This is a genomic window from Acinetobacter sp. YH12106 (assembly GCF_013418995.1).
In the GTDB taxonomy this organism is placed as follows: domain Bacteria; phylum Pseudomonadota; class Gammaproteobacteria; order Pseudomonadales; family Moraxellaceae; genus Acinetobacter; species Acinetobacter pseudolwoffii.
Genome location: NZ_VPAV01000008.1, coordinates 56,879 through 77,139 on the forward strand (window position 1 = coordinate 56,879; position 20,261 = coordinate 77,139).

A 20,261-nucleotide genomic window follows, 5' to 3' on the forward strand; every position below is an offset into this window, starting at 1 on the left:
GCTGTATTCCTAAAATGCCCATCAACCCCGACTTTGTCTATTGCCCACCGCAAGAACCGTTGCATATTGTTTATGAAGATGATGATCTGGTGGTGATTGAAAAGCCGGCCGGATTATTGTCGGTTCCCGGGCGTTTAGCTGAACATCATGACAGTGCTTATTTGCGGGTTCTGGACCAGTATCCGCAGGCTAAAATCACCCATCGTCTGGATATGGCCACTTCAGGTATTTTGATGTTTGCCAAACACCGTGATGCAGAAGTGGCGGTGAGTAAAATGTTTCAGGCACGTACCGTGCATAAAAATTATGTCGCACTGGTACAAGGCAAACTTGAAGGTCAGGGCAGCGTCGAAGTGCCTTTGATGACCGACTGGGAAAACCGTCCGCGTCAGATGGTGCATTATGAACTGGGCAAAACTGCCAAAACCTTATATCAGGCAATAGGATATTTGCCCCAGCAAGACATTAGTCGGGTTTTACTCACGCCCATCACAGGCCGTTCCCATCAGCTACGCGTGCATATGCTGCATATCGGTCATCCCATTACTGGCGATAAAATTTATCATCCTGAACCCCAGCGCAGCCCTTTAAAGCGTATGGCTTTGCATGCCAATTATCTGGCTTTTAGCCAGCCGCTGAGTGGTGTTCCGGTTGAGATTGAAGTCGTAGTTCCGTTTTGATGTGGATTATAAAAACGATGGTATCCGGTCAAATTAGTTCTATTTTTACAGTCATTCAAAATGGTATTTGCCATTTAAAATCGGCTACCTGAATTAAAAATTGTGAGAATTTATTTCAGTCAATGCTCTGAAAATTAATGGTTTTTCATGTTTTTTATTTGAAATCTAATACTTATGCATTGCCCAATCTTCTGTCGATGTAGAACATACCGGTGAATCCTGGCTGCATATCTTGATGATGAGTTTAGGAATTTTTATTGTCTTTATCTGCTTTTATAAGTTTGATATCTTTATTTCTATTGGTTTTTTTAATTTTACTGTCATTAATTTTAAACTTTTAAATTATATCCTTTGATATAAAAAATACCGTTAGCTGTTTCAGGATCGTTTTGATTTAAGCTGCAAATCAATTCATGATGTATGACTTGCACATAAAAAATTATAGAAAAATAAAATGAATGAACGACTTAGTGGCGATTAATGGCTTTGATTATCTGGTCAAAGTGATGCAAAATTAACCAGTACTTTATAATAAATTTTTAATTTGATGTTTTAGGGCAATGCCCGGGGTTAAAGGACAGAACAATGCTCAGTATGGCTTTTTTCGTTCTCGCGAGTATTTTATTATGTGCCTTGCTCTGGAGCTTGAAGATCCAGACTTCATTACGCAGCAATATCCAGTTTTTACAGGAAAATCTAGATCATTCACGCAGCAGACTGGCAGATTATGACGCTCAAGTCGATGAACTGAATTATGACGTGACCCAACTGCGGGTACAGCATGGCAGTTTAACGACTGAGCTGAATAAATATAAAAAATATCAGGATATCTGTGATATCGAACAATATATTATCAACCGGACTTTGCAGGCCGAAAATTTTGTTGAAGTGACCAAACTGGATGCTTCGATCATGATTGATGATCTCAAGGCTTATATTGAAAGCGTGAAAGACTATCTCGCCCAGTTTCAAGCGAAAGCCTTAGTCGAAGTTGAACAGCAGGCCAGAAAAAGTTTAGCGGGTTATTATCAACAGGCCAAGCAACAGCAGCACTTAGAGGACGTAGTGAATGCCCTGGAACATAAAATCCAGGCCAAGCATTACGGTTTATGTCTGCCAGTACCGCAACTTTTACAACAGCTGATCGCAGGATATAGTGAAACGGATGCGGCTCGGCATCTGCTCGATGTACGTGAAAAAATTCAGCAGGCCATAGCAACACAGCAGATCGCCAGTTGTAATTATATCGATGACGGCCGCCGTAGAAGTATCATTGAAATCTTTAGTTTGGCCTTTAATAGCAAGGCAGATTTATATCTTGCTCAATTAAACAGAGAAAATTTGGGACAGATGTTGCAAGCCTTAAGGGATGATTATGTCCTGCTGAATTATACCGGACAGCAACTGAGTCAGGCCACGATTCAGTCATCCTATCTGGATTTACGTTTAGAGGAATTAAAGTTTGCTGCGCTGGTTGTGCACATGAAACAAGAAGGCCGGCATCCAGAGACCGTATAGTTTTGATATGCATCAAAAGTACTCAGTCTTGATGGTAGCTGATAACGAATAGGGTTTTAGCGAAAGACCGATATTCCCGGACGTGATAGGCTATAAATATTTAAGAAATACCCATTTGACAGATAATTTTTATATTTATAAAAATCATATGTTTATTTATGGTTAAAAGATAATATTTTTTGTCCGGATCTCGATAATTGTCTAAAAATCAGCTAATCTTAGATGCAGAATAAAACAGCATCATAATAAGGATACTTCTATGTCACGTGATTACAATCAATTCCCTGACGATGAAAATGGCAATGTACTGTGGCAAATGCATCAGGATGGCGACGACCTGCAAGAAGCACATGAAATCGAATTTTCGCTGGTGTTTAGTGATGAAGAGCAGGCAGATCGTTGTGCCTTGTATCTCTTAAAGGAAGAACAAAAAATCAGTCTGTTTCAGGATGAAGAAAGCGCGACCCTGGAATGGATTATCACGATTTATGTCTATATGGAACCAACCTACGAGGATATTGTGGATCTGGAACAGTGGTTCAGCAAAATCGCTGCAGAATTTCAGGGTGAATATGATGGTTGGGGCTGCATGGCCTATGTCTATGATGATGAGCTGGATGAAGAAGAAAGCAGTCTGCGTAATAGCTGATTGTGCCTGTATTTAAATAAAAAAACCCCGGTGCTGCCGGGTTTTTTTATCCTTTATATTTAGTTATATCGGAATGTCAGGGCTTTAATACAGATACATAGTCATTATATATACCAAATTGAGGATTGCGTAAAATCAGTTCTATGGACGCTCAGCTTGGTCTGGTCAGTCTATACAAGAGAAGGGCAATATCCCTCAATAAAAATATATAATAACAATAAGGGACAAGACAAAATGAGTTACACTCTAAAAATGCATCGAGTGTTTAGTGCACCTCCGGAGCGGGTGTATCGTGCTTTTGTTCATCCGGATGCACTGGCAAAATGGTTGGCACCACATGGTTTTATTGCCAAGGTAGAACATGCGGAAGTCAAACCCGGCGGCAGCTATAAAACCACCTTTACCAATTTTTCCACCGGTACCCAGCACCATTTTCATGGGATTTATCATGAGGTGATTCCCAATCAGTTACTGCGTTATACCGATCAGTTTTCGACGCCAGATCTGCAAGGTGAAATAGAAGTCACTGTGATCTTTGAAAAGGTTTCAGTCGGTACAGGCCTGCATATTATTCAGGTCGGCTATCCCGATTTAGTGCCGCCTGCGGTATGTCACTTAAGTTGGCAGGAATCATTCCAGCTACTTTCCTTGCTGGTGAATCCGCATATCCCGGATAATTAATGCTTGATGATTATGAGCTGGCCTTCAACGAAACTCCTGTTCAAAAGCGCATCTCTGCAAAGATGCTATACTGTGATCTTATTTGTTTCATTTATTTAATTTTTCTCTTTTTCGAGGTTCTTATGGGTCTGCCAAACTGTCCAAAATGCCAATCTGAATATACCTATGCAGATGGCGATCTACTGATCTGCCCTGAATGTGCACATGAGTGGAAAGAAGGCGAAATTACTGAAGAACAAGTGATCATTAAGGATGCTCATGGCAATGTGCTGGCGGACGGCGATAGCGTGACGGTGATTAAAGACCTGAAAATCAAAGGTTCATCTTCAGTGGTGAAAGTGGGTACCAAAGTCAAAAGTATCCGCCTATTGCCGGATGCTGCCGATGGTCATGATATCGATTGTAAAATCGAGGGAATGGGCCCGATGAAGCTAAAATCTGAATATGTAAAGAAAGCTTAAATCTGGCATCAGACTAGAATTTTAACTGGACATGAGACGGTGGATAAATCGTCTCATTGCTAAAATTCAGCGTTTATTTTTTATGTAGTCCCAATCCTCACGTTTTTGATCCGAGATCACTCGTATGCCACATCTGCATCTGGAATATTCTGACAATCTTCAACATCTGCTCCAGACTCAGCCGCTCTTGCTGGCCATGCATCAGGCATTGTTCAATGCAGGCTATGTCACCGATCCCGATGATTTAAAAAGTCGTGCGATTATGCAGCAGGATTATGTCATTGGACTGAGTCCACGGACAGATCAGGCCTATGCACATGCCAAAGTCTCACTATTGAGTGGACGTAGTGTCGAAGTGCGTCAGGCGATTTCTGCATTGGTGCTTGAGGTGATGCAGCAATCTATTGCTCCACAGCCCGAATTAAAAATTCAGCTCTGTGTCGAAATTATTGAAATGCCAAAGCAGACCTATAGCAAAGCCACGATTTAAATCCTGGCTTTTAGCTGTGTGGCATCGCGATAGCTTAAGCATTGTATTAAAAGCATCTACCAGTGCTCAGTCTAAAATAAATCAGACGACCGAACATGAATACTATTCCTAAATTCATTTCATCTTATTAAAATATAAACATATTTTTTTATAAATGACATTTTTGGTCATTTACAATAATACCGCAGAAGTCTTAAAGTGGGTTCAGATAACTCTCTATTCCTGATTTAAATAAAAATAAAGATTGATAGGGCTGTAATGTGGCATGTCTATGCAGATTGCATGAAGTTTTGGACTTAACTTAAAGATTGAAATCAAAATAATATTTTAAATAATATTCAGATGAATTGCAGTGAATAACACAAAGGGGATAGCCAGGCAATTATAGTGCTTGAGCATAATCAAAATAAGAAAAGCAAAAGACCAGAAATTTGGGACAATTTTAATTCCGATTTCAGGTCTGAATACCTGATTGAGGGGGACTTTATGCAGGTTTTTGGGGATGAACAACTGAGTCAGGAAGTCGTGGCATTTCTTCAGCAATGGGACCATGCCATATGCAGTCTGGAGATCCAGGATATTATTCAATTATGCCGGCCAGATATCCGTCTGGTCGATGTCAGTAATGAAATAAAAGGCATAGATGCCTATCAGGCGCTCTGGCTGCAATATCGGCCTTTTATACCTGAAGGAATCCGGATAGAGCGTCAAGAGGTCAATATTCATGTGAGCACTGATTTAGCCTTGGTCGATGGCTATGTTCGGGTGAATTATGCGGTAATTGAGCCAATTTTTCAGTTGGGTTGGTGCCGGGTCAGTATGTGTCTCAGCAAGCAGCAGGGACGATGGCAATTGTTGCATCAACATACCTCAGTACCGGTACAGCTAGAAACCCGTAAGATGCGCAGGATCAAAAGCGTCAGTTAAGTCATAAGCTTAAAAAATTAAGTGCAATATCTTGGTAAATGATTACAGGCATGCTTTATCAGGACACCATTCAGCAAAAACTGAATATACTCAAAGCCTATTGTCAGGGAGCCAGGATGTGGGGCGGTGCAATTCAGACCTTTGATAGGCTAGAAAATTCGATCGATACCTTAGAGCATGAAGCGAGGAATCCGAATGTGCAGAATGTCAAAGTGGTCGGCCTGGAACCTTCGAGTGAAGAAGCCGCACTGGATTAGCTGAATACAATTCTGAATCCACTGGCCATGATCGGGATTGTGTTTTTGTTCATGGTGCTGATTTTGCTGAATGGTAAAGAGATGCAGCCCGCCACCTCGGCAAGCATTTTAAATAAGGACTAAATGATGAAACAACAATGGAGATACAGCATCAAAATAATGAGTGTCGCATTTGGTCTGGCCAGTATCAGCTCATTAAGTCTTGCTGCTATTCAGGGGCTGCATTTTTCACATAAAGATTGGGAAATGGCCTGCGACAATACCGGTACCTGCCGCGCTTCTGGTTATCAGTCGGATCAGGAGATTGATCGACCAGTTTCGGTTTTATTAACACGCGCAGCAGGAACGACCAGTGCGGTACAAGCAAAAGTCCAAATTTTACCCCTGCAAGCTGCAGCATCGACAGCTCAGCTTCAGTTACAAATCGCGGGCAAGCCCTATGGTGTTATTCGTTTAGATCAGCAAGGGATAGGTCAACTGAGTCGTACACAAACACAAGCCTTATTAAAAGCAGTTCAAGGCACGGATCCACTGATATTTAAGAATGCACAATCACGCTGGACTTTGTCGACAGCCGGAGCCAGTGCCGTTTTGCTGAAGATGGATGAATTTCAGCGCCGCCTCTCTACGCCCTCAGCCTTGATCAAGCCTGGGAAAAAATCCAGTCAAGCGGTACTCAAAGCCGCAGCGATCCCGCAAATTGTGATACCCAAATATCAGTCAGGCAAGATCACTCAAGTGAAACTGAATACGGCGGCGAGTCAGCAGATGATTCGGAAACTGCAAGCGAGCACTAACGAAGATCAATGCGATTTGCTGTTTAGCCAACATTTTATGCCGGATGATGTCATGATGATTTATCCCATCAATGCTCAAAATCAGCTGATTCAGATCCCTTGCTGGCGTGGAGCCTATAATATGGGCAGCGGTTTTTGGCTGATAGATCAAAACAAGCAACCGAGACAACTGGTGACCACCTCCGGAGAAACCTTTAGCCAAGGCCAGATATTTTCCGGGCATAAAGTACGTGGTTTGGGTGATTGTCTGAGTCAGGACGAATGGGCATGGGATGGTAAAACATTTGTCAAAAGTTTCAGTAGCCTGACCGTACAATGCAAGGGCTTTGCTGGCGGTGCCTGGGATTTGCCGACCTATGTAAGCACAGTCATTCAGGGTAAATAGAAATACCCTCGAAAAATAGAAGTGATAAAAAAAGCCTGAATCATTCAGGCTTTTGAATTTAAAAAAATATTATCTTAGAAGCGCTTTGGAATTCTCTGACCATTCGGAACAGGGATGTCGGCAATTTTTAATACCCCAAACAACCAGGTCTCTGCATGCTGTACCGCCGTTTTGAGTTGATCACCCATGGCCAGACGCCCGGCGATGAAGCTGGCCAGTGAACAACCCGAACCATGATATTCACCCTCCAGACGTGGACAGCGGGTCTCATTAATCAACTTGCCCGCGATATACAGACTGTTCTGAATATAATCCGGCGTATCTTCATGACCGCCTTTAACCAGAACTGCTTGTGCACCCATATCAAATAGTTTTTGAGTGGCCAGCTGTAGGTCTTCTTCACCTGTTAAAGCACGCAGTTCAACCGTATTTGGCGTTAGGATGGTGGCCAATGGAATAAGCTGGGTAAATGCTTTGACTAACGTTGCCTGATTGCCCAGTGAACCACCACTATTGGCGACCAAAACCGGATCCAGTACATAGAGATAATCTGGATGTGCAGTCAGAAACTCGGCCAGAGCTGCGATATTCTCTGTGGTGCCTAACATGCCAGATTTAATACAGCGAATTGGCAGGTCATTCACCACGGCATTGGCCTGAGCCAGCAGCAGCTCTTTAGATGTCGCTTCAAAACCAAAAACCTGCTGTGAATTTTGAATGGTGAGGGCTGTGCAGGCAATTGCTGCATGTGCACCACTTTGACCAATGGCTTCAATATCTGCCTGAAGACCGGCTCCACCTGAAGGGTCTAAACCGGAAAAGCAAAGTACGGTAGGGCGCAAAATGATGTCCTTCATTCACTAAAATTACATTAGTATAGGCAAATTTGAATGAACTCTCGATATTAATTTATATCGGTGCTGATGAGAGGGGATGGGCTGTGATTAAGAATATTTTAATTGATCTGGATGGGACATTAACTGATCCTAAAGTGGGGATCACCACGTCTGCGCGTTACGGTCTGGAAAAGGTGGGTCATCCGATTAGCGATGAGATCAATATCGACTGGATTATCGGTCCTCCCTTAAAAGCCTCGCTGGCCAAACTTTTAAATATCGAGACCGATCATATTCTGGCTGAGCAGGCATTAATGGCATATCGCGAGCGTTTTGCAGTTAAGGGCCTGTATGAAAATCATGTGTTTGAGGGTGTAGCAGAAACACTGGCAGAACTGAAACGCCGTGGTTATCAACTATTTGTTGCAACAGCGAAGCCTACTATTTATGCCCGACAGATTCTGGAGCATTTTGATCTGGCTCAGTACTTTACTGAAATTTATGGCAGTGAACTGAATGGTGACCGAACTAATAAAGCGGAGCTGATTGAGTATATTCTGGCGCAGCAACAGTTACAGGCGGATGAGTGCATGATGGTCGGGGACCGTGAACATGATATTTTTGGCGCACGTCATAATGGCATTAACTCGATTGCAGTGAGCTATGGCTATGGCAGTCAGCAAGAGTTGGCATTGGCACAACCCAAATATAAAATAGACAGCTTTGACCAGTTGCTCAATTATTTTAAGTGAAGATGAAACAGTCTTTATGAACGGTCGTGATGGTTTCTGATACAGAAAGCAGCTTGGTCATACTGATCTGCTGAGATTAAAAAATCCCGCACTGTACGGGATTTTTTAATTTGGGCTAAAAGAATTAAAGCGTCAAAAACCAAGTCGATGCCAGCACCACCATAATGATAATCACCAGCAAAATTTTGATGATTGTCATCTGATGTTGGGGCGGAACTTGGTCTTTGGTCAATGGATGTCCAGCATGGTCAAACAGAATGACATTTTGAGCCTTACTTTCATAACCCAGTTCCAGCAATGCGCGCTTTTCAAGTTCGGTTAAACCATCTTCGGGAACATCCATGATTTGCAGCAGCGCAATAGAACCAAATAGCATCTTCATGGCCGATGAGGGTAAAAGTTGTTTCAGTGTTCCTGAGGCGGCATCAAAGTCCGCAATAATACTTCGCGGATGGGCATAAGGCACATCGGGTAGCAGGGTATGTATAATCGTGCCATCCATATTCATCAGCTGCATTTTATCTTTGTAGATTTGCACCCATACAGCGTCTGGAAATTTCACTAATTGATCTTGCAGCATTGAGAAGGTCTGATTTTGTTGATATTTACTCATTAAATAAGCGATAAACAAATCCCGCATCAAGACGGGATTTGTAAGATTCAGTTATTTTGCTGGAGCACCATATTCATTATTTTGCTGCTTGGTTTCAGTTGCCCACCACCAGATCAGCACCAGAATACCAATCACGGTCAGCATCAGTAATTGCCACCAGCCAGAGCGTCCGACATCATGCAAACGACGGGCGCCAACGGCCAGACTTGGGACAAGAAGCGCCAGATTAAGCAGGCTATTGAGCAGTGGTTGAGTGCCTAAGACTTTATCAATGACGTCCGCAATAATGCCTAAAATTACACAAAACAGCATAAAGAACCAAAATTCTTTACGGCGTGCGCGGCCAGAAAAGTTTGTATAGTTGGTCAGACATTTTACAAACCAGTCAATGCTGCTGTAATTTTCCTCGGCCTGATCCAGATTGGAGTATTTGCCCAGCTGACTGGAAATCTTTTCTCCCATATAAATAGAATTGCCTAAGGCCAGATACACCTCAGATGCTTCACCTGAGCTATTGCCGATAAAATCGACCCGATCACCACGCGAAGGCGGACGCTCACTACGCCAGTCCGCGCCATTAAAGCTATAGCGCTGATTATCATCCCCCGAGATAAAACCGGTATTGTGTTGAATAGAAAAATCAAGGATTGAACCTTTCATGCTTGTTCTCGTCTATTAAGCTGGATTATTGTTTTAAAGTGATGCAATTTATTCGCCGAACCATTTTAGATTGATGCAGTCGCCAACATAAAGCCCGAAGCATCGGTTTTTGATGATTCATTTTTATTCAGATAACAGATTCTGGCAAAGTCTGCTAGAAATGCTGTTGATTTGTTTCATAAAGTCATCATTAGCTTTATAAAGCAATAGAATGTCAAAGAAACCATTTATGTTGGACAATATTGCATAAATTCAAAGAGCATTTTGATCCATGACTTCAATATTTAAACCACATTATTCAGCATTTTAAAATTAAAATTTCTGTATTGATTTTATAAAGATAACTCGAATCCACTGAACATAGACGATCCAGCTGACTGAATAGAATAAATAGATATGTTCCAGCCAGACCTATTTTTCTGAGTCATCATGTGATCAGGAAGCGAATATGATGCAGCATCGACTTCAACATCTGCCGATAAAAACCACCTTATCCGCTTTAATCGCCTGTATCAGCCAGACGCTATACGCACAGAATGCGGTGACAGAAGTACAAAAACTTGCGCCCATTATTGTGCAGGCGACCCGTACCGACCGGGAGCAGTTGACCACGCCTGCATCAGTGTATTATCTCAATCAAGAACAAAATCAGGGCATGAATGTGAACCTGTCGGAAACTTTAAAAGGCATTCCCGGTTTACAACTCAATAATCGGGAAAACTATGCACAAGACCTACAAATTTCGATACGTGGCTTTGGTGCGCGTTCCAGTTTTGGCGTGCGTGGGGTGCGTTTATATGTGGATGGAATTCCAGCCAGCATGCCGGATGGACAGGGGCAAAGCTCGAATATTGATTTAAATAGTCTGGATCATATCGAAATATTGAGTGGTGCCTTTTCCTCACTGTATGGTAACTCTTCAGGCGGAACGATTTTAACCACCACGCGAGAGGGGCAAGGTGCTGACTCGATTGAGCTGGGGTATTCTGCCGGCAGTCAACATAAAGGCCAGACCAAGCTGGTTGTGCAAGGGGGTTCAGAACATGCCAATGAGCCGGGTTATATCATCAGCTCATCCTATTTTGATACTGGAGGTTTCCGGGAGCATAGCGGCGCGCATAAAGTTCTAAGCAATGCCAAGCTGACCTGGGAGCTGGATGATGGTTCTAAAATCAACTGGATCAATAACTATGTGAAAATTGCTGCCGATGACCCGGGTGGTTTAACTCGCGAACAGTGGCAGGCCAACCCGAAACAGGTCGCTGCGAATGTCCGTTTATATCATGCACGTAAAGATATCGAACAGTTGCAAACGGGTTTAACTTGGACTAAGCCGATCAATGATCAGCATGAACTCTATGGGATGGCCTATTGGGGACAGCGTGAAGTCACGCAATATCAGTCGATTCCCCGTACAGCACAAGCTGGAATCAATCATGCAGGTGGTGTAATTGACTTCGACCGGAATTTTTATGGTGCAGATCTGCGCTGGACGGGTAGGGAGATTGTTCCTGATCTTCAACTGATTGCAGGTCTCGCTGTGGATGCCATGAGTGAAGAACGCAAAGGCTATCAAAACTTTTTAGGTGATCGCTTGGGGGTTAAAGGCGAACTGCGCCGAGATGAAGACAATCGCTTGTGGAACCTTGATCCCTATCTGCAAGCCTCTTATGTATTCTTGCCAAACTGGACGCTTGATGCTGGCCTACGCTTTAGCAATGTACATTTTAAATCAGAAGATAAATTCCTTTCCAATGGCGATCACTCAGGCAAAACAGATTATCAGAAATTACTGCCTACTTCGGCCTTGAGCTGGCAAATTCGACCTGAATTAATGGCCTATGCCAGTTATGCGCAAGGTTTTGAAACGCCAACCTTTACCGAAATGTCCTATCCTGCAAATACTGCCGAAAACCGTAGCTTTAGTTTAAAGGCAGCAGAAAGTGAAACTTATGAAATTGGCTTAAAGTCCGCTAATCGCTTCGGTGACTTTACTGTAGCCGCTTTCCAGACCCAAACTGAAAATGACATTGTCTCTGCCGGTAGTGATGGTGGACGTTCAACCTTCCGTAATGCCGATAAAACCTTCAGAAAAGGGGTGGAACTTTCCTGGAACAAACAGCTGTGGCGTGACCTAACCACACAAGTCAGTTATAGCTATATTGATGCGACTTTTGATGCAGATATTCCTGCGATTGGGGCAATTGCTGCGATTGCAGAAGGGAACTATATTCCAGGGATTGCTAAAAATCAGGCATTTTTATGTCTGGGTTGGAAGCCTGATCAGGGGCTACAGGCAGGACTCGACCTTCGTTATAGCGACAAAATGTATGTGAATGATTTAAATTCTGATGCTGCTCCAAGTTATGTCGTGACTGCAGCGAATGTTGGTTATCACTGGAAAATGCAGGATTGGGCGGTGAATACTTTTGCACGTGTCGATAATGTGTTTGATACAGATTATTCAGGTTCAGTAATCGTGAATGAAAGCAATGGCCGTTTTTTTGAACCGGCAGAAGGGCGAAATTGGAGTGCGGGGTTGAGTGTGACGAAGGAGTTTTAATGCAAACAATGAAAAGAAGAGGATGAATGATCATTAAATTCAGTCGATAAAAAAACCGCCACGAATGGCGGTTTTTTTATTCATAATACTTTATATATTATGTGATATTTCCAATTACCAGCTTAACGCACCGCCAGTCTGATAGTCCGTAACACGTGTTTCGAAGAAATTCTTCTCTTTACGCAAGTCCATCATTTCTGACATCCACTGGAACGGGTTGTTCACACCAGCGAACTGTTCAGGCAAGCCTAACTGCGCCAGACGACGGTTAGCAATGAACTTCAGGTATTCTTCCATCATGCCAGCATTCATGCCAAGTACACCGCGTGGCATGGTGTCACGAGCATATTCGATTTCCAGCATCGTACCTTCAAGAATCATCTGGATGATTTCTTCCTGGAATTCAGTCGTCCATAGACCCGGATTTTCGATCTTGATCTGGTTGATCATGTCGATACCGAAGTTCAGGTGCATTGACTCATCACGCAGGATGTACTGGAATTGCTCGGCAACACCGTTCATCTTGTTGCGACGACCCATTGACAGGATCTGGCTGAAACCGCAGTAGAAAAAGATCCCTTCAAGTACACAGTAGAATGCGATCAGGTTGCGAAGCAAAATCTGGTCATTTTCAGGCGTACCAGTTTTGAAAGTAGGATCACTTAAAGACTGGGTATATTTCAGACCCCACGCTGCTTTACGTGCCACTGACGGAACTTCGCGGTACATGTTGAAGACTTCGCCTTCATCCATACCGAGCGATTCGATACAATACTGGTAAGCGTGTGTATGAATCGCTTCTTCAAATGCCTGACGCAAGATGTATTGACGGCATTCAGGGTTGGTAATGTGACGGTAAATCGCCAATACCAAGTTGTTTGCAACCAGTGAATCGGCAGTCGAGAAAAAACCGAGTGAACGCATGACAATGGTACGTTCATCTTCAGTCAGGCCGTTTTCAGACTTCCAAAGTGCGATGTCATGGTTCATGTTGACTTCTTGTGGCATCCAGTGGTTGGCACAACCGTCTAGATATTTTTGCCAAGCCCATTCGTATTTGAACGGAACAAGCTGGTTCAAGTCGGCACGACAGTTGATCATCGCCTTGTCGTCAACCTGTACACGCTGTGCACCCATTTCAAGCTCTTCCAGACCTGGAGCAACATCAAGTTGTTCTAGGGAAGCAGATGCTCTTGCCAGCGAATCGGTTGGATTTGATCCTCGGTTTTGAGTGGCTCTAAGGGGTTGTGCAGTTGCCACATCCGGCGATGCGTTGCCTGCATCAGATACCATCTGTGAATTAGTCGCTTTTTGCGGCTCGACGGGCGCAAGCTGCTGTTCAGGAGCAGCCGGTTTTTGCGAATCATCTTCGAAATCGTCCCAACTTAGGATAGACATATCAATTCTCTCTACGTTGCTTTATATCTTTTATGAGACATTCAGCTTGGCTGAGATGTCTTACTATACGCTTAATTTGTGTAAGCAAAATTAAGTTTTGTCGATGAATGCTGTGAATTTATACAGCAGCACCATCCCCACTACTTATTTTGCTTACGCTGCTGGCGAAGCTTGAACCAGAAATACGCAATCGGTGCATAAAACGTAACTGCAAAGGAAAGCAGCAATACCACAAGTCCTAACATGTAGTTGTGAGTCATATGGGGCATTGAGGTTTCCTTTGTTTTTAATTGAGAGGCTTCCTTAAATAGAGAAGCTACTCAAATAAATATTAGAACTAATTTCTAGGTTATAAACTACAGTAGCTATAGGATTTAAGATTTTTAATCCTAAGTAAATGATACATAGGATTAAAAAAACCTTTGATTTGTTCCATTTGGTCTTGGGGAATATGAAAGACCCCAAGCTACATAAAAATGAATAGAAGAAAAGAGCAATTCTTTGAAGTTGAATAATTTGCAGTGATATTGCTTCTGCTTTACTCATCCAAGCCTTGTATTGCTTTTTCTCTTGCTTAGTCAACTTAATTTTACTAACAACATCTTTCTTCTTGGACATAAATCCTCACTACTGAAAACTTATGCTACGTGTGGCCACGTTATGAAGATTTATCAGGTAGGGCCACAGAGGTAGCCTTTATTCTGATGTAGATATCCTTAGTTAATTACTGACAAGCTTCACAATCAGGGTTGTCAATACTACATGCCATTGGCACAGGAGCTGCATTGGCAAAACCATCTTCCTCTGCAGGAACTTCAGGTTTTTTCGCTTCAACCACCGGAGCAACTGCCGCAGCAGGAGCAGCAACCGTGGTTGCTTTAACCGCATTCAAGGCGCCAGTATTAATAGTCGATTTCTCAGCAGAAGTCGCACCCAATGCACGTAGGTAATAAGTCGTCTTAAGACCACGTAACCAGGCCATCTTGTAAGTGATGTCCAGTTTTTTACCATTTGCACCAGCGATGTAAAGGTTCAGAGACTGAGCCTGATCGATCCATTTTTGACGGCGTGATGCAGCATCTACGATCCAACGTGTATCTACTTCAAATGCAGTCGCGAAGATGGCTTTAAGCTCTTCAGGAATACGGGAAATCTTCTGTACAGAGCCTTCGAAATGTTTCAGGTCGTTGACCATTACTGCATCCCAAAGGTCACGTTCTTTCAACGCACGTACCAGGTACGGGTTAATCACGGTGAACTCGCCAGACAGATTCGATTTCACATACAAGTTCTGGAAAGTAGGCTCAATCGATTGAGACACGCCACAAATGTTAGAAATCGTTGCAGTTGGCGCAATCGCCATCACGTTTGAGTTACGCATACCGTCTTTTTGAACTTTGGCACGTAAAGTGTCCCAATCCAAACGTTGAGTGCGGTCTACTTCGAACATACGTTCAGGACGTGTTTTCGCAACCAGATCCAGTGAGTCGATTGGTAAAATACCCTGATCCCACAATGAACCTTTAAATGTCTCATAGGTACCACGTTCAACAGCAAGGTCACTTGACGTTGAAATCGCGTAGTAAGAAATCACTTCCATTGATTCATCAGCAAACTCAACCGCAGCATCAGAACCATAGGCCAGATTCATTTCGTATAAAGCATCCTGGAAGCCCATGATACCCATACCGACTGGACGATGTTTCAGGTTTGAATTACGTGCTTGTGGAACAGCGTAGTAGTTGATGTCAATCACGTTGTCGAGCATACGCACAGCAGTTTTTACTGTACGTGCCAGTTTTTCGCGATCCAGTACACCGCCTTGCACGTGTTGAACCAGGTTAATCGAACCTAAGTTACATACCGCGATTTCTTCTTTGCTGGTGTTCAACGTAATTTCGGTACACAAGTTAGAAGAATGCACTACACCAACGTGTTGCTGTGGTGAGCGTAAGTTACATACGTCTTTGAAGGTGATCCACGGGTGACCAGTTTCAAACAACATCGACAGCATTTTGCGCCACAAATCTTTTGCACGGATTTTCTTGTGCAGCATGTTTGTTTCTTTGGCAATACCTTCGTAGTAAGCATAACGCTCAGCGAATTCTGCACCGGTCAAATCATGTAGATCTGGGGTTTCAGAAGGTGTGAACAATGTCCATTCCGCATCTTCGAATACACGTTGCATGAACAGGTCAGGAACCCAGTTCGCTGTGTTCATGTCGTGGGTACGACGACGGTCATCACCGGTGTTTTTACGAAGTTCCAGGAATTCTTCAATGTCCAGGTGCCAGGTTTCAAGATATGCACAAACTGCACCTTTACGCTTGCCACCTTGGTTGACCGCAACAGCCGTATCGTTCGCGACTTTAAGGAATGGAACTACACCTTGCGACTTACCATTGGTGCCTTTGATGTAAGAGTTTAAAGCACGCACTGGTGTCCAGTCGTTACCCAAACCGCCTGCCCATTTAGACAGCATGGCGTTATCACGCATTGCGCCATAAATATCATACAGGTCATCATCAATGGTGGTTAAGTAGCAGCTCGACAATTGTGGACGAAGCGTACCTGAGTTAAACAGGGTAGGCGTCGATGCCATATAGTCGAAGCTAGACAACAAGTTATAGAACTCGATGGCACGTTCTTCACGGTTTTCTTCATTGAGCGACAAGCCCATAGATACACGCATAAAGAACAATTGCGGCAATTCGAAACGTACGCCATCGGAATGGATGAAGTAGCGGTCAAATAAAGTCTGTAGACCTAGGTAGGTAAACTGGTTTGAGCGTTCTGGTTGAATCGCCGCTGCCAGTTTCGCCAGATCAAAGTTAAGCAGTTCTGGTGAAATAAGCTCAAGCTCAATCCCTTTTTTCAGGAAAGTTTCAAGTGCTTCACCTTCATGCGTATCCGTAGGCAGACCCAGGAATTTCAAACCAGTCGCCACCAGATCATCACGCAACAAACGTGCGGTCACATAGGTGTAGTTCGGCTCTTGCTCGATCCGGGTACGGGTGGCCATCATCATGGTGGTGGAGATGTCAGACTCTTTTACACCGTTGTACAGGTTTTTCACGGTCTCATCGACAATGGCTTGTACATCAATTCCTTCAAGGCCTTCTGCTGCTTTAGTAACATGCGCAGTTAAAGCACTTAAATCAAGTGGCTTAAGTTGGCCTTCAGCATCGGTAATTTGCAGGGTCGGGTGATGGTGTGCACCTAACTGTTTACGTGCTTCAGAACGTTGTTCACGGTAAATGACATAAGAGCGTGCAACTTTCTGTTCGCCCGTACGCATTAGCGCAAGTTCAACTTGGTCTTGAATTTCTTCGATATGAATCGTTCCGCCAGAAGGTAAACGACGTTTAAAGGTATTCAGTACCATTTCCGTCAGTTGCTCGATACGATCATGGATCCGGCTCGAGTCAGCGCTTTGCTGGCCTTCAACCGCCAAAAACGCTTTACCAATTGCGACAGAAATTTTTTCTGCATCAAAAGCGGCAACATCACCGGTGCGTTTAATCACCTGAAGTTGACCAGGAGTTGAAGTGATTACGCTCATGTTAGCATAGCTCCATTGTCATCTATTTTTATGTTTATGGACCGTTTGAACTGGGCAAGTTTCATGCACAGTGTTTGAGGAATAAACACAAGACCTAGTGGTTTTAAAATTAATTGAACACAAGATACGGGAAAATTTAGGGTAGATCAATATTGACATTTAGCTAAATATTTTTCTTAAGTTTTGCTTTAATCCTTGTAAAAATATCGCTATTTTTATTGATTTTTGTATAAGCCTTATCAGGCAAGGCATAGCATAACAAAGTCCCGGGAAAGTGCTTATAGATAACATTGTGGATAACTAAAAAGTGCTGAATCAAGCAGTCATATTTTGTCCATATAATAGTTGTGTAAATCACAAATCAGATCTAAAACACTGTTTCAAGCATAGTTGCCCAAAAAATGCACGATAAAATATTACAAAATGCTATCTTGATGTATCAGTTTGGTGAACGCTATCTTGTTTACAATGTAAACGTGTGTATATTGCAAGCATATTAAAAACGTATCTATTGGATTTCAAAAGGATACGCCTATAGCGTAGATCCACCAAATAAGGGGCAATACATGAGCCAAGAAGAAAAGTTACCCAAGATTTTAATTGTTGAAGATGATGAGCGTCTTGCTCGTTTAACGCAAGAATACCTCATTCGTAATGGACTTGAGGTTGGGGTGGAGCCGGATGGTAACCGTGCCATTCGCCGGATTATCGCTGAGCAGCCAGATATGGTGGTGCTGGATGTGATGTTACCAGGAGCGGATGGTTTGACCATTTGTCGTGAAGTGCGCCCGCATTATCATCAACCGATCTTGATGTTGACTGCGCGTACTGAGGACATGGATCAGGTCTTGGGTCTGGAAATGGGTGCCGATGACTATGTCGCTAAACCGGTACAACCACGTGTATTGCTGGCACGTATTCGTGCATTACTGCGTCGTACGGACAAGGTGCCTGAAGATGAAGTGGCACAGCGTATCGAATTTGATGATCTGGTCATCGACAATGGTGGTCGTTCAGTTACTTTAAATGGTGATCTGGTTGATTTTACCAGTGCGGAATATGACCTGTTGTGGTTGCTTGCATCAAATGCTGGCCGTATTCTTTCCCGCGAAGATATTTTCGAGCGTTTACGTGGCATCGAATATGATGGTCAGGATCGTTCAATCGATGTGCGTATTTCGCGTATCCGTCCAAAAATTGGTGACGATCCAGAGAATCCGAAGCGTATTAAAACCGTGCGTAGTAAAGGTTATCTATTCGTTAAAGAAACTAATGGTATTTAAGCAAATGTACGTTGTTGCTTGAACGAGCAGGATAAACTATAGGTGTTTAAACACAGTATATTTTTGCGTATATACGCAGGACTCGTCATCCTTGTCGTGTTGGTGGCTGTGTTCGGCTATCTGTTGGTACAGATTATCAACTATCAGCGTGCGCAAGAATATCGTGAGTCTCTGACTGATGGTATGGCCTATATCATCAGTGAGGGTGTCGCGCGCCAGCCAAATCTTCAGCAAAAGATGGATTGGGTTTCCGATGCTTCTGATTTGCTGGAATTGCCAATTCACTATGTAGAAGCCAGTAAGGTGGATATCACTCGTGCTGAAGGTCGCCGTATTGCAGATCGTAAAGCCGTGGTGCGCTGGGATGCCAAAACCGGCATTGCCTATATTGTGGTGGGGCTGCGCGATGACCCGAATCATTACCTGTATATAAAGGCCGACAGTATTACCGAGCGCCAGATGAAGGCGCTGCCGGTCTTTATTCTGGATTATCTGGTCTATTATCCAGGTCAGGAAAAAGAATATCTATCCGCTATTCAGGATCATTTTTCTTATCCGGTATCGATTGAAAACGTACAGAGCTTACCTTTAGATTCCGAGCAGATCGGGCGCTTGCGTCTTGATCACAGTATTATCCTGTATCGGGATAGTGCCTCAATCCGTGGCACCACCATTTCAATTATTTCGCCAATTCCAGGTTCGACCTCACAAGTCTTGGTGATGGGGCCGGTGCCATTGTTTAACTGGATGCCATTCCAGTTAGCGACTGGTATTACCTTATTGAGCCTGTTTGTGCTGAGTCTGGGGGTGTATGGTTTGCTGGTGCCAATGCAGCGCAAGTTGCGTGAAGTCAGCTATGCCTTAAACAAAATGAAAACCGGTAATATGTCATTGCGTCTTCCTGTAGAAGGAAGTGACGAAATGGCAACGCTGGCCTCTAGCTTTAACAATATGTCTGATCATATTCAGCGCCTGATTGAAGCCCAGCGTGAATTGATGCGTGCGGTTTCACATGAACTTCGTACACCAGTGGCGCGGATTCGTTTTGGTGTGGAAATGATGGCAGATGAAGATGATTACGATTATCGTCTGCAACAGGTCGAACAGATTGATAAAGATATTGAGGCGCTGAATACCCTGATTGACGAGATCATGACCTATGCCAAGCTAGAACAGGGCATGCCTTCGATCGAGTTTGAAAAGGTCAATTTGTTTGAAGTGCTGAATCAGGTAGCTCTGGAAACTGAAGCATTAAAAACCCAGAAAATCATTGAGCTACATTCAATGCCTGATGTGGTGGTTGAGGCAGAGCGCCGTTATCTGCATCGCGTAATTCAGAATCTGGTCGGCAATGCGGTGCGTTATTGCGACAATAAGGTGCTGATCAGTGGTGGTCTGGATCAGGATGGTCAGGCTTATGTCTCTGTTGAAGATGATGGCCCGGGAATTCCGGAAGTGGATCGTGCCCGGGTCTTTGAAGCCTTTGCCCGACTGGATGACAGCCGTACCCGTGCTTCGGGTGGTTATGGTTTGGGTTTATCCATTGTTAGCCGGATTGCGTACTGGTTTGGTGGCAAGATTCATGTGGATCAAAGTCCGAGCTTGGGGGGTGCGCGCTTTATCATGAGCTGGCCTGCACAGCGTTATGTAAAGAAGAGCAAGCGCAAGTTGGCAGAAAAGACTGAGGAAATCAGTGATCATTCAGCTTGATGTTATATAAATGCTTTTGAGTTATAAAAAAACGATGCC

19 protein-coding genes are annotated in these 20,261 nt (G+C 43.5%); 13 read left to right on the top strand and 6 right to left on the bottom strand.

Annotated elements, in window-relative coordinates; genetic code table 11:
* Window positions 1-14: 14 nt before the first annotated feature.
* The 9 genes from FTU45_RS08485 (at window position 15) to FTU45_RS08525 (ending at window position 6,845) form a co-directional block, all read left to right on the top strand.
* Complete coding sequence (locus tag FTU45_RS08485; RefSeq protein WP_180076258.1) at window positions 15-680, top strand: pseudouridine synthase; 666 nt, start codon at window positions 15-17, stop codon at window positions 678-680.
* A 585-nt stretch (window positions 681-1,265) separates the two neighbouring features.
* Window positions 1,266-2,198, top strand: coding sequence for a DUF4041 domain-containing protein (locus FTU45_RS08490; RefSeq protein ID WP_180072687.1), 933 nt, complete (start codon window positions 1,266-1,268; stop codon window positions 2,196-2,198).
* Between the two features lie 259 nt (window positions 2,199-2,457).
* Window positions 2,458-2,847, top strand: a complete 390-nt coding sequence (locus FTU45_RS08495) for a ribonuclease E inhibitor RraB (protein ID WP_005097967.1) — start codon at window positions 2,458-2,460, stop codon at window positions 2,845-2,847.
* A gap of 234 nt (window positions 2,848-3,081) precedes the next feature.
* Window positions 3,082-3,528, top strand: a complete 447-nt coding sequence (locus FTU45_RS08500) for an SRPBCC domain-containing protein (protein ID WP_005169565.1) — start codon at window positions 3,082-3,084, stop codon at window positions 3,526-3,528.
* Between the two features lie 122 nt (window positions 3,529-3,650).
* Entirely contained in the window at window positions 3,651-3,989 is a 339-nt protein-coding gene (locus tag FTU45_RS08505) for a zinc ribbon domain-containing protein YjdM (protein WP_005097964.1), read from the top strand.
* 124 nt (window positions 3,990-4,113) lie between these two features.
* Window positions 4,114-4,479 carry a 5-carboxymethyl-2-hydroxymuconate Delta-isomerase gene (locus tag FTU45_RS08510; protein WP_005169568.1) on the top strand — a complete coding sequence of 122 codons (366 nt, stop codon included), beginning with the start codon at window positions 4,114-4,116 and terminating at the stop codon, window positions 4,477-4,479.
* A gap of 486 nt (window positions 4,480-4,965) precedes the next feature.
* On the top strand, window positions 4,966-5,406 hold the full coding sequence (locus FTU45_RS08515) for a nuclear transport factor 2 family protein (protein WP_180076259.1): 441 nt from the start codon (window positions 4,966-4,968) through the stop codon (window positions 5,404-5,406).
* A 50-nt stretch (window positions 5,407-5,456) separates the two neighbouring features.
* The gene (locus FTU45_RS08520; protein ID WP_257223981.1) at window positions 5,457-5,663 is read left to right on the top strand and encodes a hypothetical protein; all 207 of its coding nucleotides are present in this window, start codon (window positions 5,457-5,459) and stop codon (window positions 5,661-5,663) included.
* Window positions 5,664-5,789: 126 nt separating this feature from the next.
* Window positions 5,790-6,845 (top strand): DUF1176 domain-containing protein, encoded by a 1,056-nt coding sequence (locus FTU45_RS08525; RefSeq protein WP_100357978.1) that lies wholly within the window; start codon window positions 5,790-5,792, stop codon window positions 6,843-6,845.
* A 74-nt stretch (window positions 6,846-6,919) separates the two neighbouring features.
* On the opposite strand, the gene FTU45_RS08530 is transcribed toward FTU45_RS08525, so the two are convergent.
* A complete protein-coding gene (locus tag FTU45_RS08530; RefSeq protein WP_180076260.1) occupies window positions 6,920-7,687 on the bottom strand; it encodes a hydroxymethylpyrimidine/phosphomethylpyrimidine kinase in 768 nt (255 codons plus the stop codon).
* 98 nt (window positions 7,688-7,785) lie between these two features.
* Between FTU45_RS08530 and FTU45_RS08535 the strand changes: the two genes are divergently transcribed.
* Entirely contained in the window at window positions 7,786-8,433 is a 648-nt protein-coding gene (locus tag FTU45_RS08535; protein ID WP_180076261.1) for an HAD-IA family hydrolase, read from the top strand.
* 124 nt (window positions 8,434-8,557) lie between these two features.
* Here the strand turns inward: FTU45_RS08535 and FTU45_RS08540 are convergent, their stop codons facing one another.
* Together FTU45_RS08540 and FTU45_RS08545 are read right to left on the bottom strand one after the other, a co-directional pair.
* Window positions 8,558-9,073, bottom strand: a complete 516-nt coding sequence (locus FTU45_RS08540; RefSeq protein ID WP_180076262.1) for a hypothetical protein — start codon at window positions 9,071-9,073, stop codon at window positions 8,558-8,560.
* 24 nt (window positions 9,074-9,097) lie between these two features.
* Window positions 9,098-9,706 carry a DUF805 domain-containing protein gene (locus tag FTU45_RS08545; protein WP_180076263.1) on the bottom strand — a complete coding sequence of 203 codons (609 nt, stop codon included), beginning with the start codon at window positions 9,704-9,706 and terminating at the stop codon, window positions 9,098-9,100.
* 451 nt (window positions 9,707-10,157) lie between these two features.
* Between FTU45_RS08545 and FTU45_RS08550 the strand changes: the two genes are divergently transcribed.
* The gene (locus FTU45_RS08550) at window positions 10,158-12,269 is read left to right on the top strand and encodes a TonB-dependent receptor (protein ID WP_180076279.1); all 2,112 of its coding nucleotides are present in this window, start codon (window positions 10,158-10,160) and stop codon (window positions 12,267-12,269) included.
* Between the two features lie 114 nt (window positions 12,270-12,383).
* Here FTU45_RS08550 and FTU45_RS08555 read toward each other — a convergent pair whose 3' ends face one another.
* The 3 genes from FTU45_RS08555 to FTU45_RS08560 all read right to left on the bottom strand — a co-directional run bounded on the left by FTU45_RS08555 (window position 12,384) and on the right by FTU45_RS08560 (window position 17,229).
* Window positions 12,384-13,667 carry a ribonucleotide-diphosphate reductase subunit beta gene (locus tag FTU45_RS08555; RefSeq protein WP_180076264.1) on the bottom strand — a complete coding sequence of 428 codons (1,284 nt, stop codon included), beginning with the start codon at window positions 13,665-13,667 and terminating at the stop codon, window positions 12,384-12,386.
* A 140-nt stretch (window positions 13,668-13,807) separates the two neighbouring features.
* Window positions 13,808-13,936, bottom strand: a complete 129-nt coding sequence (locus FTU45_RS15460) for a hypothetical protein (RefSeq protein WP_257223985.1) — start codon at window positions 13,934-13,936, stop codon at window positions 13,808-13,810.
* Between the two features lie 455 nt (window positions 13,937-14,391).
* Window positions 14,392-17,229, bottom strand: a complete 2,838-nt coding sequence (locus tag FTU45_RS08560) for a ribonucleoside-diphosphate reductase subunit alpha (protein WP_180076265.1) — start codon at window positions 17,227-17,229, stop codon at window positions 14,392-14,394.
* A gap of 566 nt (window positions 17,230-17,795) precedes the next feature.
* On the opposite strand from FTU45_RS08560, the gene bfmR reads away from it, so the two are divergent.
* A complete protein-coding gene (bfmR, locus tag FTU45_RS08565) occupies window positions 17,796-18,512 on the top strand; it encodes a response regulator transcription factor BfmR (RefSeq protein ID WP_005097931.1) in 717 nt (238 codons plus the stop codon).
* A gap of 42 nt (window positions 18,513-18,554) precedes the next feature.
* The gene (gene bfmS, locus FTU45_RS08570) at window positions 18,555-20,222 is read left to right on the top strand and encodes a sensor histidine kinase BfmS (RefSeq protein ID WP_005097929.1); all 1,668 of its coding nucleotides are present in this window, start codon (window positions 18,555-18,557) and stop codon (window positions 20,220-20,222) included.
* Window positions 20,223-20,261: the final 39 nt, after the last annotated feature.

What these genes read in the sequence shown, in the direction of transcription:
- FTU45_RS08540 (WP_180076262.1), bottom strand. Translation starts at nt 9,073, where the DNA reads ATGCGGGATTTGTTTATCGCTTATTTAATGAGTAAATATCAACAAAAT.
- FTU45_RS08550 (WP_180076279.1), top strand. Translation starts at nt 10,158, where the DNA reads ATGCAGCATCGACTTCAACATCTGCCGATAAAAACCACCTTATCCGCT.
- FTU45_RS08520 (WP_257223981.1), top strand. Translation starts at nt 5,457, where the DNA reads ATGCTTTATCAGGACACCATTCAGCAAAAACTGAATATACTCAAAGCC.
- FTU45_RS08485 (WP_180076258.1), top strand. Translation starts at nt 15, where the DNA reads ATGCCCATCAACCCCGACTTTGTCTATTGCCCACCGCAAGAACCGTTG.
- FTU45_RS08545 (WP_180076263.1), bottom strand. Translation starts at nt 9,706, where the DNA reads ATGAAAGGTTCAATCCTTGATTTTTCTATTCAACACAATACCGGTTTT.
- FTU45_RS08560 (WP_180076265.1), bottom strand. Translation starts at nt 17,229, where the DNA reads ATGAGCGTAATCACTTCAACTCCTGGTCAACTTCAGGTGATTAAACGC.
- FTU45_RS15460 (WP_257223985.1), bottom strand. Translation starts at nt 13,936, where the DNA reads ATGCCCCATATGACTCACAACTACATGTTAGGACTTGTGGTATTGCTG.
- FTU45_RS08555 (WP_180076264.1), bottom strand. Translation starts at nt 13,667, where the DNA reads ATGTCTATCCTAAGTTGGGACGATTTCGAAGATGATTCGCAAAAACCG.
- FTU45_RS08515 (WP_180076259.1), top strand. Translation starts at nt 4,966, where the DNA reads ATGCAGGTTTTTGGGGATGAACAACTGAGTCAGGAAGTCGTGGCATTT.
- FTU45_RS08505 (WP_005097964.1), top strand. Translation starts at nt 3,651, where the DNA reads ATGGGTCTGCCAAACTGTCCAAAATGCCAATCTGAATATACCTATGCA.
- FTU45_RS08500 (WP_005169565.1), top strand. Translation starts at nt 3,082, where the DNA reads ATGAGTTACACTCTAAAAATGCATCGAGTGTTTAGTGCACCTCCGGAG.
- bfmR (WP_005097931.1), top strand. Translation starts at nt 17,796, where the DNA reads ATGAGCCAAGAAGAAAAGTTACCCAAGATTTTAATTGTTGAAGATGAT.
- FTU45_RS08510 (WP_005169568.1), top strand. Translation starts at nt 4,114, where the DNA reads ATGCCACATCTGCATCTGGAATATTCTGACAATCTTCAACATCTGCTC.
- FTU45_RS08490 (WP_180072687.1), top strand. Translation starts at nt 1,266, where the DNA reads ATGCTCAGTATGGCTTTTTTCGTTCTCGCGAGTATTTTATTATGTGCC.
- FTU45_RS08495 (WP_005097967.1), top strand. Translation starts at nt 2,458, where the DNA reads ATGTCACGTGATTACAATCAATTCCCTGACGATGAAAATGGCAATGTA.
- FTU45_RS08525 (WP_100357978.1), top strand. Translation starts at nt 5,790, where the DNA reads ATGAAACAACAATGGAGATACAGCATCAAAATAATGAGTGTCGCATTT.